Raw genomic sequence first — 17,387 nt, 5'->3', positions numbered from 1 at the left:
GATTATACAGCTCTGATATCCGTTCGGTATCAGAGCTTTTTACATACCTATGGCAATCAACTGAATGAAAATAATCAGGAATACCATAGCGATGGGATAAACGGTTGCATAAGCGACGCTGGGAGCATCGCTGTCGGTCATGGATCCGGCTGCTGCTAAGCCCGGCGTACTGGTCATACCGCCGGTAATGGTTCCCAGTAAATCGAAAATATTGATTTTAAAAATGAAATAGCCGATAACGGAAGCAATGAGCATGGGTATTAAAGTGATGGCCATACCTACGCCGAAAAGGGTCCAGCCGCTTTCCCGGAAGGTGGCGACCAGGTTTGCGCCGGCAGAGGTACCTACTTCGGCTAAAAAAAGCAAGAGTCCCAATTGACGCAGCAATAGGTTGGCGGCTCCGGACATCGACCAGATAATAGGACCGGTTTTACCGAGCGAGCTCAATACTAAAGCCGTCAGCAATATTCCTCCGGTCAAGCCGGGAGAAAAAGAGAAACTATCGGAGAAAGAGATGTTTATTTTCCCGACCAGTACCCCCAATACGATTCCCATGGCAATGGGGAAAAAGTCCGTATCGGAAAGCCGTTTTTCATCGTTACCGAGGAGCTTGGACAGTTCTTTCAGGCTATCCTGGTGGCCGACGGATAATAGCTTGTCTCCGAATTTCAGTATTAATCCGGGCTCCGGCGAAAGGTCGATGCCGCTTCGTCTTATCCGGGTTATGGTACAACCGAATGTTTCCTGTAAATTGAGGCTACCCAATGTTTTTCCGATGACTTCTTTGCGGGTGAGCAATAGGGATTGAATTTCGTAAGAAGTGGCCAGCGGCAAATCCTCCTGGACGGCTTCTCCGACCAACATCCCCAGTTGTTGCAGGGCAGATGCGCTACCGACGGCTTTAATCAGATCGTTTTGGAATAAAACGGTTTTCGAAGTCGGGATGGAAGTCGAATCTTCGTGTTTTATCCGGGAAATGACGGCACCTGTCATGGTACGTACCTGAAGCTGTATCAGGCTTTTTCCGAAAATATTCTCGTTTGTAACCCGGAAGGTGCCTGTCTGTAATGCCGGGAATTTGTCACGTTGTTGAAGTTCCAGCCGTTTTTCCTCCTGTTTTAAATTTATTTTCAGGATACCGGGCAACAGCTTTACGAATAAAATAACCCCGATAACCCCGAAAGGGTAGGCGATACCGTATCCGATGGATGCGGCTGAAGATTGTGTGCTGTCGATGGCTGCGGCCAAACCGGGCGTACTGGTCAGCGCCCCGGCGATCAGGCCGACGACTTCCGGCGTATTCAAGCCGAAGATATATTTGCAGATAACACCGGTAATACAGGCTGATCCAATAATTAATAAGGTAAGTAGTATCAGCATTTTTCCTTTGGATTTAAAGGAATGAAAAAAGCCGGGACCGGCTTGTATGCCGATGGTAAAAATGAACAATACCAAGCCGAAGTTTCCCAGTTCTTTGGGAATAATCACGCCGAAATGTCCGAAAAGTAAAGCGATGAAGATCACGGCAGAAACGTCCAGTGATATGCCCCGGAAATTTACACGTCCCAATACAAATCCCAATGCTACGATCAGGAATAAGGCAAAATAAGAAGATTGCAATAAGCTTTCTAACATAGGATCAATAAAAAGGTTTATATACTAAATAGTGAATATGCGGTTTCCAATGGCGTGATCCCGTATGGGAACCTTGGGTCTGCCGTTTTATTATTTAAGTGAATTCGAGCCCTAAGGCCGAAAGCTGTTCCCAATAGGTGGGAAAGGATTTCGATACAACCTCCTGATCGACGATTGTTAGGCCGGGATGTTTCAGGGCTGCCGGGGCAAATGCCATGGCCATGCGGTGATCGTTGTATGTCATGATCCGGGGATGTGTTTGCGCTTGCCTGCGCTCCCCGTTCCATATCAGTTGGCTGCCATCCCCGGTTGTCAGGATGTATCCTAGCTTTTTTAATTCGGTAATTAACGCGCTGATCCGGTCGGTTTCTTTAATCCGTAACGTTTCTACACCCGAAAATTCGAAAGGAATATTTCGTATACAGCAGGCTACGGCAAAAGATTGTACCAGATCGGGCATTTCTGTGAAATCGTATTTTAAACCGGTTGGGTCTGAATTTTTTCTCTCAATGACGACTCCCTGTGAGGTGAAACGGGTATGCACTCCCAGTTGTTTCCAAACCTCCGTTTGGTGCGAGTCTCCTTGCAGGCTTTCGGGTAGAAGGCCGGGTAAAATGATTTGTCCGCTTTCAGTCATAGCCAATAGCTCATAGAAATAAGAAGCTCCGCTCCAGTCGGACTCTACCCGGTAGTGTACCGGACGATAATTTCCCGGTTTTACGTGTATACAATGTCCTTTTACGGATATTTCAGCTCCGAATACCCGTTGCAAGGCGATGGTCATATCTATGTATGTACGGGAAACGATTTTACCGGTTAATGTCAGTTGCAATCCGTCTGCCATATAAGGAGCGATCATCAGAATCGCTGAAATATACTGGCTGCTGACAGAGGCCGGTATTTCGATGGCGCCCCCTTTCAGGTATGAACCGTAGATGCGTAAAGGGGGATAACCGTTTTGGCCTGCATATTCGATATGTGCTCCCAGCTTGTTGAGGGCATCTACCAGTACTCCGACAGGACGTTGCTGCATACGTTCAGAGCCTGTGATTTCCCAGCGTCCGACAATACGTGAAAGAAAAGCTGTCAGAAAGCGCATGGCTGTACCCGCATGACCGATATTGAAATGGCAGTCGTCAGAATTCAGCACTTCCAGCATGTGGTTGGTGTCGTCGCAATCCGACAGATTTTCAACCGGCATATCGCTGTCCGATAAAGCGTTCAGTATCAATACCCGGTTGGAAATACTTTTTGAAGCCGGTAGCTTCACTTCTCCGTTTATTGTTTGAGGTATAGAATTCAGGCTTATTTCCATACGTTTTATCTTACTTCTGTTTTAATGCTTGCAATGCTTGCTCTATCTCTTCCCGGGAACAATAATTGTCAATAGAAAATGCTCCCGGTTCTTGTAATAAGGTAAAGTTTACACCTTCCCGGTCGTTCTTTTTATCGTGTAACATGAGTTCGTATAGGGTAGAATCGTCTTCGGATACCATGTATTCCGGATAGATATTCCGGATAAAACGGACGATTTTTTCGTATAAAGCAGAGTTAAACCCCATTTTCCGGACGGATAGGTAAAGTTCTGCAATCATACCGTATGCTACTGCTGCACCGTGTGATAATTCCCGGCCGGAGCTGATAGCTGCGCTTTCTAAAGCATGTCCTGCGGTATGTCCGAAATTTAAAGCTTTCCGGATACCTGCTTCTTTGGGGTCACTTTGTACTACAGCATATTTGATTTCCACGGACTCTTGTATCAGGGAAGAAAAGTTTACCCAATCGATATGAGTCAGGTCCAGTTGCAGGATTTTTTTAAAATGTTTCCCGCCTGCCAGTAAAGCGTGTTTCAGCATTTCCCCGCAACCGGATAAAAGCTGAGTGTACGGCAGGGTTTTCAGGAAGCAGCTATCGATAATGACTTTGGAAGGAAGTGCGAATGTGCCGATTTCATTTTTCAGACCGTTGAAATTGATGCCTGTTTTTCCTCCGACGGAGGCATCTACCTGTGCTAAAAGCGTTGTCGGGATATTGACGCATTTTATGCCCCGCTTGAAGCAGGAAGCTGCAAAACCTCCGATGTCCGTTACGAGGCCTCCTCCGATATTTACCAATACCGAATTTCTCCGGGCTCCCTGATCCGATAATACTTTCCAGATATAAGCGGCACTTTCCAATGACTTATGGGCTTCACCTTCTTGTATCGATATCCGGTGGGTCTCTTTTATCCGGGTCAGATTGAGAAAAGGAAGACAGTACTGAGCCGTATTGTGATCGGTCAGTATAAAAATATCTTCCGGTTTGAAACCCTGCAGACAATCGTTGAGAACAGTCCGTATATCCGAAGTGAAAATTATATTCTCCATATCAATAAGTTTGAGACAAAGATAGGGCGAAAAACAAAAACTAAAAATTAATTCGGTTTGTAATGTTTTCAGACTGGTGATTTAAATCCTGCGAATACCGGACGGAATGATCATTTTTTTGATTTTGATAAAAAGCATTATATTTTGCCGGATAGGAACTTAGCGGCGTTTTTGAAAAAAGCGTTTTACAGGCTCACTGCATTCGGGCTCGAGAATACCGGAAGTAATTTTGGTGCGGGGGTGAAGCACTGCCGGGCTTAACCGGCTGAATCCCCGCTGGGAGTCGGAAGCTCCGTATACCAATTCCCCGAGTTGGGCCCAGGCCATTGCTCCGGCACACATGGTACAGGGTTCCAGGGTGACATAAAGGGTGCATTCGTTCAGGTATTTTCCGCCAAGAGCGGCTGCCGCCATAGTGATGGCGACCATTTCAGCGTGAGCTGTCACATCATTGAGCCGTTCGGTCTGGTTGTGGGCCCGGGCGATGATTTTGCCTTTGCAAACGACGATTGCCCCTACCGGAATTTCGCCTTCCTCTTCCGCCAGAGATGCTTCTTCTAATGCCTTGCGCATGTATAACTCGTGTGTCATATATCTGATTTTGAGCAGGGTTGAAGAGCCCCTTTTATTTGTGTATTTGAGTGCAAAAATAAGGGAAAAATTACAATCGTTTGAGTTTTTTGTCGGTTTTATAAATTGAAAATATTTGGGAGGCATTCGTTTTATTGCTATTTTTAACGGCGGAAAATAGAGGAGAGAGACTTATAAAGTATATTCTAAATCAAATAATTATTTAAAATTTTAACTATGCAGTCAATTGATACTTATGATTTCAGAGGTAAAAAAGCTTTGATACGTGTAGATTTTAATGTGCCTTTGAATGACAAATTTGAGATCACGGATGACACGCGTATGCGGGCAGCCATTCCGACGATTAAAAAAGTATTGGCCGGAGGAGGTGCTGTGATTTTAATGTCACACCTGGGACGTCCGAAGAATGGTCCGGAAGATAAATTTTCACTGAAACATATTCAAAAACATCTGGAAGAATTAACCGGAGTGAAGGTAAAATTTGCAGATGATTGTATCGGAGAAAGTGCAAGAAAAGAAGCAGCTTCATTGAAACCGGGAGAAATCCTGTTGTTGGAAAATCTGCGTTTCTATAAAGAAGAAGAAAAAGGAGACGAAGAGTTTGCCCGTAAATTGGCTGATTTAGGTGATGTTTGGATCAATGATGCTTTTGGAACGGCTCACCGTGCTCACGCTTCTACAGCTGTTATCGCTAAATTCTTCCCGAATGATAAATTGTTCGGCTATGTGATGAAAGGTGAACTGGATGCTGTAGATAACGTGATGAAAAATCCGCAACGTCCGTTTACCGCAATCATGGGAGGATCGAAAGTATCTTCTAAGATCGATATTATTATGAACCTGATGGGTAAGGTGGATAACCTGATCCTGGGTGGAGGTATGACTTATACCTTTAAAAAAGCTTTGGGCGGTCATGTCGGTTCTTCTATTTGTGAGGAAGATAAGTTGGAGTTGGCCCGTGAGATTATGCAAAAAGCAAAAGACGCAGGTGTTAATCTGGTGCTTTCAGATCAGGCTGTCGTTGCCGATGCTTTTAGTAATGATGCTAACACGCAGGTATGTGATCCGATGAATATTCCCGACGGTTGGGAAGGTTTGGATATCGGTCCGGCTACCCGTGAAAAGTTTGCCAGGGTAATTGAAAATTCCAAGACGATTCTTTGGAATGGTCCGGTAGGGGTTTTTGAAATGCCGAAATTTGCAGAAGGTACGAAGGCTGTGGCAGATGCTATTGTAAAAGCGACGGAGAAAGGTGCTTTTTCATTGATCGGCGGCGGCGATTCGGTGGCTGCAATCAATCAGTTTGGATTGGCGGATAAAGTTAGCTATGTATCTACCGGAGGTGGTGCATTGCTTGAATATATCGAAGGCAAGAAATTGCCGGGGATTGAGGCTATTCGAGGGGAGTAATAGTCTTTAACTGATTTAGGTGACAGCCGAAGTTTTTAACTTCGGCTGTTTTATTTCAGTTCAGTAATGTCTGGAAATTTTTAGGTTTTCCGGCTAAAATAAATACGTCGTCCTGACCGACGATAAAACTGTTTTCCGGTTTATCGATTAATTCAAGCCGGTTTTTCCCGTGTTCTTCTCCGTTTACCGGATGCTTGATGGCAATGAGTTTCAGGCCTAAATTTTTTTCGAATTCCACATCTCCCAATTGGCGGCCGATAAAAGGAGCGGGTAATTTCATTTCGTATATAAAGTAGTTTGGGGTTACCATATACGAATAAATGGAAGTTGTCAATTCTATTTTCAAAGCGAAGAAATCCGCATATTCTTTTTCCGGACGCACAATTTCTGTAATTCCCATAGCTTTCAGAATTGTTGAATGCAGGTCGGAAATCGAACAGGCAACAATTCGTTTGGCTCCGTTTTCCTTCAATGTGGCAACAGCCATAACGGAAGCTCCGATGTCTTTCCGAATGGCTACGAAAATAATATCCGCATCTTTTAATGGCAGGGTTCTTATAGCTTCCCGGCTGTTGATGTTCAGACTGATTGTGTTTTTGATGCTGTTCTGGTACTCGTTTATTTTGTCGATATCTTTGTCAATTCCCAAAACTTCGTGTCCCAGGTCGGTGAGCCGTTGTGCCAGTGCTATTCCGAAATTGCTGAGTCCGATGATGATGCAGTTCATATGTATTGGTTTTAGTTATAAGTTAAAGAATGACTCTTTCTTCGGGATAACGGTAGGGCTGTGAAAGTTGTTGCCTTGCGATACCCGTGAGTAAGGTAATGAGTCCGACTCTGCCGACAAACATCGTGAGGCTGATAATAATTTTACCTGCAATGCTTAATTCGGGCGTCAGTCCCAGTGTCAATCCGACCGTACTGATGGCAGAAATGACTTCGAATGTAGCTTCTGTAACGGACACGTGATTTTCTGTGAGTAACAGAAGCAAGGTTGCGATTCCGATCCAAAGTACAGACAATAGGATGATGGCATGTGCCCGTCTTACATTTTCAGACGGAATCTGACGGCGGGCTATTTCAACGTTGTTTTTATTCCGGATAACGCTGAAAATATTTTTAATGGCAATGGTGAATGTTGTTGTTTTAATACCGCCACCGGTTGACATCGGAGAGGCTCCGATCCACATCAGAAGCATAGTGACGAAGATTGTCGGAGGTAAAAGGCTGGCCATGTCTATGCTGCTGAATCCCGCCGTACGGGGCGTTACCGCACTCATAAAAGAAATGGCCAGTTTACCGGAAAAAGGCAGGTCTTTCAGCGTATTGTTGTATTCCAGACCCAGGAAAAGACAGGTGCCCCCAATCACCAGAATCAGGGTCATCGGGATGACAATACGTGTTGTCAGACTGATGATATGTAATTGGCGGTTATAGGTGGAGGGATTTCTTTTTATTCGGTTGACGGCATTCCGGAAATGGTAATTGAAAAGTCTCCCGAAATTGAATAGGATCGGAAAGCCGATACCGCCGAGAATGACCAGGAGAGCTATCCAGCATTGCAATCCATATAGGTGTCGTACGGTCGGATCGTAGAGGTTTCCCGGTAGCGTCGAAAATCCGGCATTGCAAAATCCCGATACCGAATGAAAGACAGCAAAGAACAGCTTATCCGGAATTTCTGTAGCGGGAACGGACCGGATCTGATCGTAAATAAGATAGGCTCCTATGGTTTCAATGATGAAGGTGGTCAGTAAAATGTAGAATAAGGTACGGAAAATGTCACTTAAAGAGTTTTCATTCAGGATGTTTTTCAGGCTAAGCTGATCCCGGAAGGATACCTGACAAAAAAATGACATGGCGAAAAAACTGGTAAATGTCATGACACCGATACCTCCTATTTGAATAAGGGTTGCCAGGATAATCAGTCCGGTGAATGTGAACGTGGAGGACGTTTCCACAACGGTAAGTCCGGTAACGCATACCGCACTGGTAGAGGTGAAAAGAGCATCTATAAATTGCAGATGTCCATGGTGGGCATTGGGTAATAGCAGTAGGAACGTACCTGTCAATATAATAAAAAGGAAACTGTAAGCAAACATCATTTCCGGTTTCAGGTTGCGTTGCAGAGTGGTCACTATTTGTTTCGATAGCTGGATAAGGCTGACGACGGATAAGAGTATGTAAGTCATGATCGTAATCGCATGATGCATGAAAGCACTTAAATGGGCTGCCGGCCTTGAATCCAGAATGACAGTTAATAAAATGAAGGCGAGGATAATAGAATCCAGCCAAAACGCTTTTTCCCGTCTGAAGCCTTTTATGTCGGACAGGATTCTTCCCAATGCTGTATAAAAAAATATCCGTAGAAGTATTTTATAGGTTTCCAGAATGTAATATTTTGTTTCAGGGTCTTCCTGAAAACCGATTTCGTAAATCAGCAGGCACAAGGTACAGAAAGAGGCTATGAATGAAATGACTGTAGCGGATATTCTGACAATTGCTCGGCCGGTACGTAGAAATAATCTCGTTTTGTATTTTAGTTCTGCAAGTCGCATGATGCATTCCCTTTAAGGATCGGAAATTTTGTTTAAAATTCCGTTTATCACAAAGGTAAAAATTTTTGTGTGATTCGGTATTTTTCCGGTATTCTCTTTTGATAAGGAAAAGTTTATGGCACAATGATATAATTTAAGTCTGTCGATTTTATTTTTGAGATTCTTCCTATCTTTGCAGAAGTTTTGAAAAAGTAGGTCATGAGAAAATGTGTAGGCCTGATTATCCTAATCGGATGGTTGGCAGGAGGTTCTGTTTCTGCTACGGATCAAAAGAATCAGGTCATTGTATTTAATTCCATAACGTTTAATGAGAATTGGAGTGATTTGTTTTTGAAAATGATTTATCGTCAAATTTCAGACCGGGATAGTATCGTTTTTGAAACTTATGAATTGGTATTGCCTCGTTTGAAAAAAGAGGCCGATGTGGAGCTGTTGCGGCGGGATATTTTAAAGAAATATCCGGAAAAGCCCGATGCTGTTGTATTTATCGGTGACCCTGCCTGGATGATATGTGCTCCTTTATTCGATTCGGAATGGAAAGATGTGCCGGTGATCCTGTGTTTTGTCAGGGAACGGATGCCTGCATCCATATCGGTTTTACTGGCACAGGAGACCTTAACACCGGAAAATACGATATTGTTGGAGGATTTTAACCGGGACTATAATATTACGGTTTTGTGGCAGCCTTTTTACATCCGGGAAACGATAGAGGTGATGCGTCGTATCATCCCGAATATGAGCAAGGTGGCTTTGATTTCCGATAACCGTTATGTCAGTACCTTGACCCGGTCGGATTTTGAACGGATTATGCGGGAGAATTACCCTGATTTGAAAGTCGAACAGTTGTGTACACAAGATTTGAGTACAGATCGTTTATTGAGTATATTGACTGAATACGATAAAAATGTAGGGGTCATTTATTATAGTTGGTTTTTACGGTCGGTAGAGGAAACTTCGGCTTACCTCGAAAACAATGTCTGGAAATCGATATTCGGATTTACGAATACTCCTGTGTTTACTTTGACGGATATGGATCTGCAAAAGGGGTATTTTGCAGGGGGGCATTTTATTTCGGTACATGATTTCACAACGACCTTTCTCCGGGAGCTTAAAGCGATTTTAGCCGGCAAAAAGGCTTCCGACATACCCTGTCAGGCCGGCGGAGAGGCACAGACATACTTGAATTATCTGGCCTTACAATGGTATGGGATAGATCCGGATTTATATCCGGACGGGGCTGTTTATTACAATGTTCCTCCCTCTTTTTATCACAGGTATTGGTATGTTGTTTGGGCTGTCGTTTTGTTGTTATTGGGAATTGTAGGTGTAAAATTGTATTTTGATAAAAAGAGTAAAAAAGACCGTTTTTTTCTGAATTCTATTTTAAATAATCTGCCGATTCCGGTTAGTATTAAAGATTTGGACAACGGCCGGAAATACGTTTTGTGGAATAAGAGTCTGGAAGATATGTTCGGCGTGTCTGCGGATATTTTGATCGGAAAGAATGAAAATGCGGCTTTGGGCGGTGAAGTTATGAAGCTTTTCAGAGAATTAGACGATATCGTTATTCGTGAAGGTACTTATTCTGCCGTACATCATGCCCAATTTGCGGACGGGAGGGAACATTTCTTCCTGATGAATAAAGTGGTCGTTTCCTATAAGAACAGACGCCGTTGGATTACGAGTTCTACTATTGATTTGACCGAAGTGGAACAGAAGCGTAAGCAATTGGAGCGATTGAACAAGAAATATGAGTTTGTATTGAGAGCGACACACCTGATCCCTTGGGAATGGGATATACAAACTCAGAAAATTTATGTGAATATGGGATATGCGGAGCGGGAAGATTTACAGCAATACAAAGATAGGGTCATCGACGGAAACATTTGTTACAATATGGTTCATCCGGAGGACCGGGAACGGATAAAAAGGATTACCGAACAGTTGCTTGATGGGAAGACGGAGGCTATCCTGTCAGAGTACCGGATTGTATTACCTTGTGCACATGAACCGATATGGGTCGAAACATATGCTATCGTAATGGAATGGGATGAAAGAGGGCTTCCGAAAATCGTAACCGGAGCGATGCATGAGATCGAAGGAAGAAAGCGTATGGAACAGGAGCTTCGGGATGCTAAGGAGAAAGCCGAAGAATCGAACCGGTTGAAATCGGCATTTTTAGCGAATATGAGTCATGAAATCCGTACCCCCTTGAATGCGATTGTCGGTTTTTCCGAAATATTATTACAGTCCTGCAATACACCTGAAAACCGGGAGTATACTCATATCATAGAAACGAACAATAAACTGCTGCTGCAATTGATCGATGATATTCTCGATCTTTCGAAAATAGAAGCCGGTACATTGGATTTTTTTGAACGTAGTGTAGAGGTAAATACCGTTTTGTCCGATTTGCTGGAAGTGGTCCGTTTGCGTTTGAAATCGGATAAGGTTTCCCTCTTGTTTGAGGAATCTATTCCCGGTTGTGTGATCCGGACGGATGAAAAACGGTTGTCACAGGTTTTGATTAATTTTCTGACGAATGCCATCAAGTTTACAGAATCAGGAAGTATCCGCCTGGGATATCGCCTGGATGCAGACCCGCAATACCTTTATTTTTATGTTAAAGATACGGGGATCGGTATAGATCAGGCAAAGCAGCAGGAAATTTTCGGGCGTTTCGTTAAATTGAATTCCTTTGCTCAGGGGACGGGATTAGGACTTTCCATTTGTGAAACGATAATATGTAAGCTGGGAGGAAAAATCGGTGTTATTTCTTCTCCTGGAGCCGGTTCCGAGTTTTGGTTTACGTTGCCTTACTCCAAGGTATGTTGACGCTTAATTCCCCGCACCGCTTATTTTGTCGGTTTATTTCATGAATACGAAATAAACGGCCAGAATCAGACATACGCAGGCGGCAGCATGATTCCATTGGAAGCTGACTCCTTTGAAACAGATCAAGGAGAACAGAATGAATATCACCAGGGTAATGACTTCCTGGATGATTTTTAATTGCATCAGGTTGAAAGGGCCGCCGTTACCTTCGAATCCTAAACGATTGGCAGGAACCTGGGCGCAGTATTCAAAAAAAGCAATCCCCCATGAAAAGAGGATGACGCCGATAAGTGGCCAGTGGGTACTTATTTTAGCTTCTTGTAGTTTCAGATGGCCATACCAGGCAAAGGTCATAAATATGTTGGATAAAATCAGCAGGCCGATTGTTGCAAGTCCTCTCATAATGAAAATTCAAAATAGTAAAACAGTGCAAAATTATATTTTTTGTCATTCATTATTCCTGTTTAGTTTTATATCTTTGTAGAAAGTGTAGATTATGGAAACGAACCTTATTCATGGGATAGAGATTTTTAATCTTTGGAAGAAGATTGATTTCTGCTGGAAGGATCTGAATCCCGACGTAAATATACTTATCGGTATAAATGGTAGTGGTAAAACAACTTTGTTCAATATTATCGACGCCATATTTACAGCGGACGTAAAGCGTCTGAAGGCGTATGATGTTAGTGTGAATGCCTGGATAAACGATTTTACGATTGAATATACTCCCAAAACTCCGTCCGGAGAATTGAAGAAAGCTTTGGAGGGTGTCCGGTATTTGAAAATCAGTACATTCGATGTACCGATGAAGGATAAGCCGAAAGCCGGTAAAGAATACAGCCAGCTTTATAACGAATTGCACGATATTGTTTATAATATCGGGGGAGATTCTCCTTCTTTTTCCGATTATCGGCTGAAAGCGACGAATTTTCCGGAACAGGCCACTTGTATAAACGAGCGGATACGGATGTTTTATGATACGGTGAATCGTTTATTTGCCAAAACGGAAAAAACCATAGAAATAGATCCGCATACCAATCATTTGATATTTATCGATCATGGAGAGACGATTCCTCTTTATAAGCTGTCTTCGGGAGAAAAACAGCTTCTGATTATCTTGTTGCGGGTGTTTTTGATGGAGGAGCAACCTTACATTTTATTGATGGACGAACCGGAAATATCTTTGCATATCGAATGGCAATACCGTTTGTTTGAAGAAATCCGGGGGTTGAATCCCAATTGTCAGATTATAACTTCGACTCATTCGCCCAGTTTATTCGGGGACGGCTGGGGAGATAAGTTGTTTTTTGTCGAAGATTTAGTAAAGAAATAGAAGTTGAGAAATTATTTGTAGGTATAAGTTTGGGGGAATAGATTGTGTATGTGCCTGGATGAATTTTAGCCTAAAAGTTTGTACCTCTGATTTTAATGTTTATATAAATTGTAAATTTTAGATTGTCTGGCAACCTGATTCGTTATCAGATTTTTTTAATCTAAGATCTAAAATCGTCAATCTACAATTTAAACGTTCGAGTATGTTCGGTGTGCGTGCGGATAATGATAGAGATTTGTACTTTGCGAGTGCAGCCAGACGTTTTGCCTTGGATGCCAAAATGTTTCGTTGCAGGGCTGCCGTACATGTCGAAAATAAGGACGATATTGTTTTCTGGAGTACGGTGTTGAAGCATTTCCGGCCCAACGATCGTTTCCATTTTATTGCGGGGTCCAGGAATGAATTTGGGCATGAAACAAGCGGTGTGACACAATGCCTGAAATATTTCAATTATTTGAGTCCGGATTTTTTCATTTGCATCGATAGTGATTATCGTTATTTGATGCAGGAGAAGGAGATGGACGTTGCTCATTTTGTTTTGCAGACTTATACTTATTCTTTCGAGAATCACCATTGTTTTGCGGAGGGACTGGACGAAGTTTGCGGACGGGTTACGCATATCCCGAATTATATCTTTGATTTTCGTAAATTTTTGAAAGACTATTCGCGGATTCTTTATCCTCTTTTTATCTGGCATCTTTATTTTATGGGTGCCGATCCGGCCCGTTTTTCCAAATACGAGTTTAACCGCTATCTCAATCCGAATATATGCAAGCCTGCACAATCTTTGCGTGATAATGCCAGACGGGTATTGGAGGAATTACAGCGAAAGGTGCAAAAACGGGTCAATTATTTTCAGCATACCTACCCGAATGCCGATTTGGAGTTTATCCGGCAGAAATTAGAAAGGTTGGGTTTGCATCCCGATACGGCGTATTTGTTTTTGCGGGGACATAATATGTACGACATGATCAGTTGTTTGTGCAAGGAGGTGTGTAAAGCTTTATTGAAACGGGCGAAGGACGGTCATCGTACCCGGGAGGCGATAGCGGCCTTGTATCGTGACCGGAATCATGTCGACATTGAATTGAAGCGGAATCTGAAATATGGAGCCTATTTGCCGATCCGGAAACTGGAGGCGGATATAGAAGCTTTTTTTAAAATCTAACTTCAAATGTTAATCTTCTTTATAATTTACTACTCTTTTAACACTTTTCGATTTTAACACTTTGAGTTGAGCTATTGTTTTTATATTTTTGATGTCAGATGTAAAGGGTTATGGGTGAATTTAATATAAGAGACAATACTGTAAAAGAGACGGATAGGGAATTTGAGCGTGCGCTGCGTCCGTTGAATTTCGGAGATTTTCAAGGACAACAAAAGATCGTAGAAAACCTGCGGATATTTGTAAGTGCAGCCAAAATGCGGGAAGAGGCTTTGGATCATGTTATCCTGCATGGTCCTCCGGGGTTGGGGAAGACTACCTTATCCGCTATTATTGCCAATGAGTTGGGAGTTGGAATAAAGATTACTTCCGGGCCGGTATTGGATAAACCCGGAGATTTAGCCGGCCTATTGACGAATCTGGAAGAAAATGATGTTCTTTTTATAGATGAAATTCATCGGTTGAGTCCGATTGTGGAGGAGTATCTGTATTCGGCTATGGAAGATTACCGTATTGATATTATGATCGATAAAGGACCGGCTGCCCGTTCCGTGCAGATACAGATCAATCCTTTTACCTTGGTCGGGGCAACGACCAGGAGTGGGTTGCTGACGGCACCTTTGAGGGCCCGTTTCGGTATAAATTTTCATTTGGAGTATTACGATACGGAGGTATTGGCAGGGATCATTACCCGGTCCGCCGCCATTCTCAATATCGGGATTACCAGCCAGGCTGCCATGGAGATCGCTTCCCGGAGCAGAGGTACGCCACGTATTGCCAATGCGTTGTTAAGGCGGGTAAGGGATTTTGCTATGGTAAAAGGTAGCGGGGCGATTGACAGGGATATTACCCGTTACGCATTGGAGGCTTTGAATATCGATAAATACGGTCTCGATGAAATGGACAATAAGATACTATTGACAATTATTGAAAAATTTAAAGGCGGTCCTGTCGGTTTGACGACCATTGCGACAGCCGTGGGAGAGGATCCGGGAACACTGGAGGAAGTCTATGAACCGTTCCTGATCAAAGAGGGTTTTCTGAAACGTACTCCCCGGGGAAGAGAAGTGACCGAGCTGGCCTTTAAACATTTGGGGAAAGACATGCGAAGAACGGATTGGCAACCGACTTTGTTTTGATGGAAAGGGTATGAAAATGACATGTGGATTTGTTCAACAGGTGTGGATTGAAATTAAAAAATTAAGGTGGGTATGAAAAAAAAGCAGATTATTGTTTTAGGGGTGGTGCTCGGATTGGCATTGGTAGGGTTGATTATTATGCAGGCCCGGTATTTTCAAACGGCTTTTAAGTTAAAGAAAGCGCAGTTCGATTATGCCGTGAACCGTTCTTTGGATGAGGTGGTTGCTTGTATTGAAGAAAGAGACAATTTGAATGAGATTAAAAAGGGGACGGAAAAGTTGCAGGAAACAGAGGTTGGGAATAAATCCGTTTATGTGGACGGAGAACACGAAGAGCCATTGAAAGACCAGGTGGATATGGTGGTCAGTCCTGCTTTGAATCTGCTGGACAATGAGAATGAAAACGACAACGAAAATGAATTCCTGAAACAGAAGAATTCAGGATTAATTACTTCTTTGCAAAAATACAGGCAGGTTGTAAAAGATCGTTTGGGTACGGATTACGTATTGGTATTGAAGAAAAAGTGGACGGAGCCCGAGCGTTCGGTAGAAGAGCGGATAAAAGGGCTTAACCTGCAAAGTATGCTTCGGGAACGCTTGAAGAATAACGGCATAAAATCGCAGTTTGAGTTTGCCGTGAAAGAAGGCGATCATTTTATCGTTATGTCGCAGCATTTTTTCAACCGGCATTCGGATTACGTATTTAACAAGCAGATGTTTTTCGGCGGTAATAAGAGCCAGGCAAGTTTATATCTTATTTTTCCGGAACATTTACAGGATGTGATGTCTTCTGTTTTTCTGCTGTTACCGAGTTTGATCATTACCTTGTTGCTGGTGTTGTGTTTTATTTTTTGTATTGCCGTTATCATCCGGCAGAAAAAGTTGTCGGCCATAAAGAATGATTTTATCAATAACATGACTCATGAGTTTAAAACTCCCATCGCAACGATATCTTTAGCTGCGCAAATGATGAAGGACGGGGCGGTGCAACAAACACCGGAGTCTATCGATCATATTGCCGGTATCATCCGGGATGAGAGTAAGCGTCTGACGTATCAGGTTGAAAAAGTGTTACAAACGGCCTTGTTTACGGAAACGCGGATGAAACTGAAGTTGAAAAACGTAAATTTGAATGAAGTTATTGAAAATTTATTAATGAAATTCAGTTTGCGTGTGGAGGATAAGGGAGGACAGTTATTCGGACATCTGGATGCCGATAGGGATGAGGTGGTGGCTGACGATGTGCATATTACCAATGTGTTTTCGAATTTGCTGGACAATGCAATCAAGTATTGTGCCAAGACGCCGGAGATCAGTGTATATACCCGGAATAAGGGCGATGAAATTATTATCAGCGTGATAGATAATGGCATAGGAATTGCAGCGAAGGAACAGAAGCTTATTTTCGAGCGGTTTTATCGGGTATCTACCGGTAATTTGCATGATGTAAAAGGTTTCGGATTAGGATTGTCTTATGTGAAAAAGATTGTGGACGCACACGGAGGACGGATTGAAGTCGAGAGTGCATTGGATAAAGGAAGTCGCTTTGACATTATTTTGCCCTTGACGTCGAAAAAACAAAAAGTAAAGAGAACTTTATTTTTTTAAAAGCGTATATTTTTCAAGAAATTATTTAAAACTACATAGCTATGGATGAGAAAATTAAAATTTTATTAGCCGAAGATGATACAAACCTGGGAATGCTGTTGAAAGAATATTTGAGAGCAAAGGGGTTTGACACAATTTTGTGTGAGGACGGCGATGCCGCTTACGATGCTTTTTTGAATCAGCCTTTTGATTTATGCATATTCGATGTGATGATGCCGAAACGTGACGGTTTCACATTGGCAAAAGATGTCAGACAAATTAACAGCGAAATTCCGATTATTTTCCTGACGGCTAAGAATATGAAGGAAGATGTATTGGAAGGTTTCAAAATCGGTGCCGATGATTATATGAGTAAACCGTTCAGCATGGAAGAATTGCTGCTGAGGATCGAGGCTGTATTGCGTCGTTCTACAGGTTTGAAACCGGAAGATGAGCAAGAAATATTCAAGATCGGTAAATTGACATTCAATTCTAAAAAACAGACTTTGTTTGATGGGGAAGAAGAACAAAAACTGACGACGAAAGAGTCGGAATTGCTGAAACTTTTGTGTCAGAATGTCAATAAAGTACTGGAAAGAAATTATGCATTGAAAAACATCTGGGCTGACGACAACTATTTCAACGCCAGAAGTATGGATGTGTATATCACTAAACTGCGTAAGCATTTGAAAAAAGATCCTTCTGTGGAAATTATCAATGTACACGGTAAGGGGTATAAGTTGATACTTTGATGCAATAAATTTTTTG

At 42.7% G+C, this 17,387-nt stretch carries 14 protein-coding genes; 7 read left to right on the top strand and 7 right to left on the bottom strand.

The genetic code is table 11. The annotated features are described in order from the left end of the window. Positions 1-39: 39 nt before the first annotated feature. The 4 genes from BN8908_RS13825 to BN8908_RS13810 all read right to left on the bottom strand — a co-directional run bounded on the left by BN8908_RS13825 (position 40) and on the right by BN8908_RS13810 (position 4,592). Positions 40-1,635 (bottom strand): aspartate:alanine exchanger family transporter, encoded by a 1,596-nt coding sequence (locus tag BN8908_RS13825; protein ID WP_068691202.1) that lies wholly within the window; start codon positions 1,633-1,635, stop codon positions 40-42. A 94-nt stretch (positions 1,636-1,729) separates the two neighbouring features. Next, positions 1,730-2,950 carry a 3-phosphoshikimate 1-carboxyvinyltransferase gene (locus BN8908_RS13820; RefSeq protein WP_068691200.1) on the bottom strand — a complete coding sequence of 407 codons (1,221 nt, stop codon included), beginning with the start codon at positions 2,948-2,950 and terminating at the stop codon, positions 1,730-1,732. Positions 2,951-2,960: 10 nt separating this feature from the next. Beyond that, the gene (gene aroB, locus BN8908_RS13815; protein ID WP_068691198.1) at positions 2,961-4,001 is read right to left on the bottom strand and encodes a 3-dehydroquinate synthase; all 1,041 of its coding nucleotides are present in this window, start codon (positions 3,999-4,001) and stop codon (positions 2,961-2,963) included. 159 nt (positions 4,002-4,160) lie between these two features. Continuing rightward, positions 4,161-4,592: a nucleoside deaminase gene (locus BN8908_RS13810; protein WP_068692314.1), complete on the bottom strand. Its 432-nt coding sequence runs from the start codon at positions 4,590-4,592 to the stop codon at positions 4,161-4,163. A gap of 216 nt (positions 4,593-4,808) precedes the next feature. On the opposite strand from BN8908_RS13810, the gene BN8908_RS13805 reads away from it, so the two are divergent. Further along, positions 4,809-6,002, top strand: a complete 1,194-nt coding sequence (locus BN8908_RS13805) for a phosphoglycerate kinase (protein WP_021989423.1) — start codon at positions 4,809-4,811, stop codon at positions 6,000-6,002. Positions 6,003-6,057: 55 nt separating this feature from the next. On the opposite strand, the gene BN8908_RS13800 is transcribed toward BN8908_RS13805, so the two are convergent. Both BN8908_RS13800 and BN8908_RS13795 read right to left on the bottom strand, forming a co-directional pair. Further along, positions 6,058-6,729, bottom strand: a complete 672-nt coding sequence (locus tag BN8908_RS13800; protein ID WP_021989422.1) for a potassium channel family protein — start codon at positions 6,727-6,729, stop codon at positions 6,058-6,060. A 22-nt stretch (positions 6,730-6,751) separates the two neighbouring features. Beyond that, a complete protein-coding gene (locus BN8908_RS13795; protein WP_021989421.1) occupies positions 6,752-8,560 on the bottom strand; it encodes a TrkH family potassium uptake protein in 1,809 nt (602 codons plus the stop codon). A 198-nt stretch (positions 8,561-8,758) separates the two neighbouring features. Here BN8908_RS13795 and BN8908_RS13790 point away from each other — a divergent pair, with 198 nt between their 5' ends. Beyond that, positions 8,759-11,395 (top strand): PAS domain-containing protein, encoded by a 2,637-nt coding sequence (locus BN8908_RS13790; RefSeq protein WP_068691196.1) that lies wholly within the window; start codon positions 8,759-8,761, stop codon positions 11,393-11,395. A 33-nt stretch (positions 11,396-11,428) separates the two neighbouring features. Here the strand turns inward: BN8908_RS13790 and BN8908_RS13785 are convergent, their stop codons facing one another. Then, positions 11,429-11,797 carry a DMT family protein gene (locus BN8908_RS13785; RefSeq protein WP_021989419.1) on the bottom strand — a complete coding sequence of 123 codons (369 nt, stop codon included), beginning with the start codon at positions 11,795-11,797 and terminating at the stop codon, positions 11,429-11,431. A 94-nt stretch (positions 11,798-11,891) separates the two neighbouring features. Between BN8908_RS13785 and BN8908_RS13780 the strand changes: the two genes are divergently transcribed. The 5 genes from BN8908_RS13780 to rprY all read left to right on the top strand — a co-directional run bounded on the left by BN8908_RS13780 (position 11,892) and on the right by rprY (position 17,371). Next, the gene (locus BN8908_RS13780; protein ID WP_021989418.1) at positions 11,892-12,728 is read left to right on the top strand and encodes an AAA family ATPase; all 837 of its coding nucleotides are present in this window, start codon (positions 11,892-11,894) and stop codon (positions 12,726-12,728) included. Between the two features lie 202 nt (positions 12,729-12,930). After that, the gene (locus tag BN8908_RS13775) at positions 12,931-13,896 is read left to right on the top strand and encodes a DUF4435 domain-containing protein (protein ID WP_068691194.1); all 966 of its coding nucleotides are present in this window, start codon (positions 12,931-12,933) and stop codon (positions 13,894-13,896) included. Positions 13,897-14,006: 110 nt separating this feature from the next. After that, a complete protein-coding gene (gene ruvB, locus BN8908_RS13770; RefSeq protein WP_021989416.1) occupies positions 14,007-15,032 on the top strand; it encodes a Holliday junction branch migration DNA helicase RuvB in 1,026 nt (341 codons plus the stop codon). Between the two features lie 72 nt (positions 15,033-15,104). Next, the gene (locus tag BN8908_RS13765; protein WP_021989415.1) at positions 15,105-16,640 is read left to right on the top strand and encodes a sensor histidine kinase; all 1,536 of its coding nucleotides are present in this window, start codon (positions 15,105-15,107) and stop codon (positions 16,638-16,640) included. A 41-nt stretch (positions 16,641-16,681) separates the two neighbouring features. Further along, positions 16,682-17,371, top strand: a complete 690-nt coding sequence (rprY, locus tag BN8908_RS13760) for a response regulator transcription factor RprY (RefSeq protein ID WP_021989414.1) — start codon at positions 16,682-16,684, stop codon at positions 17,369-17,371. Positions 17,372-17,387: the final 16 nt, after the last annotated feature.

It is taken from the genome of Culturomica massiliensis (genome assembly GCF_900091655.1).
Classification (GTDB): domain Bacteria; phylum Bacteroidota; class Bacteroidia; order Bacteroidales; family Marinifilaceae; genus Culturomica; species Culturomica massiliensis.
The sequence above is the reverse complement of the archived record's forward strand: the minus strand, read 5'-3'. Positions and strand labels throughout refer to the sequence as shown.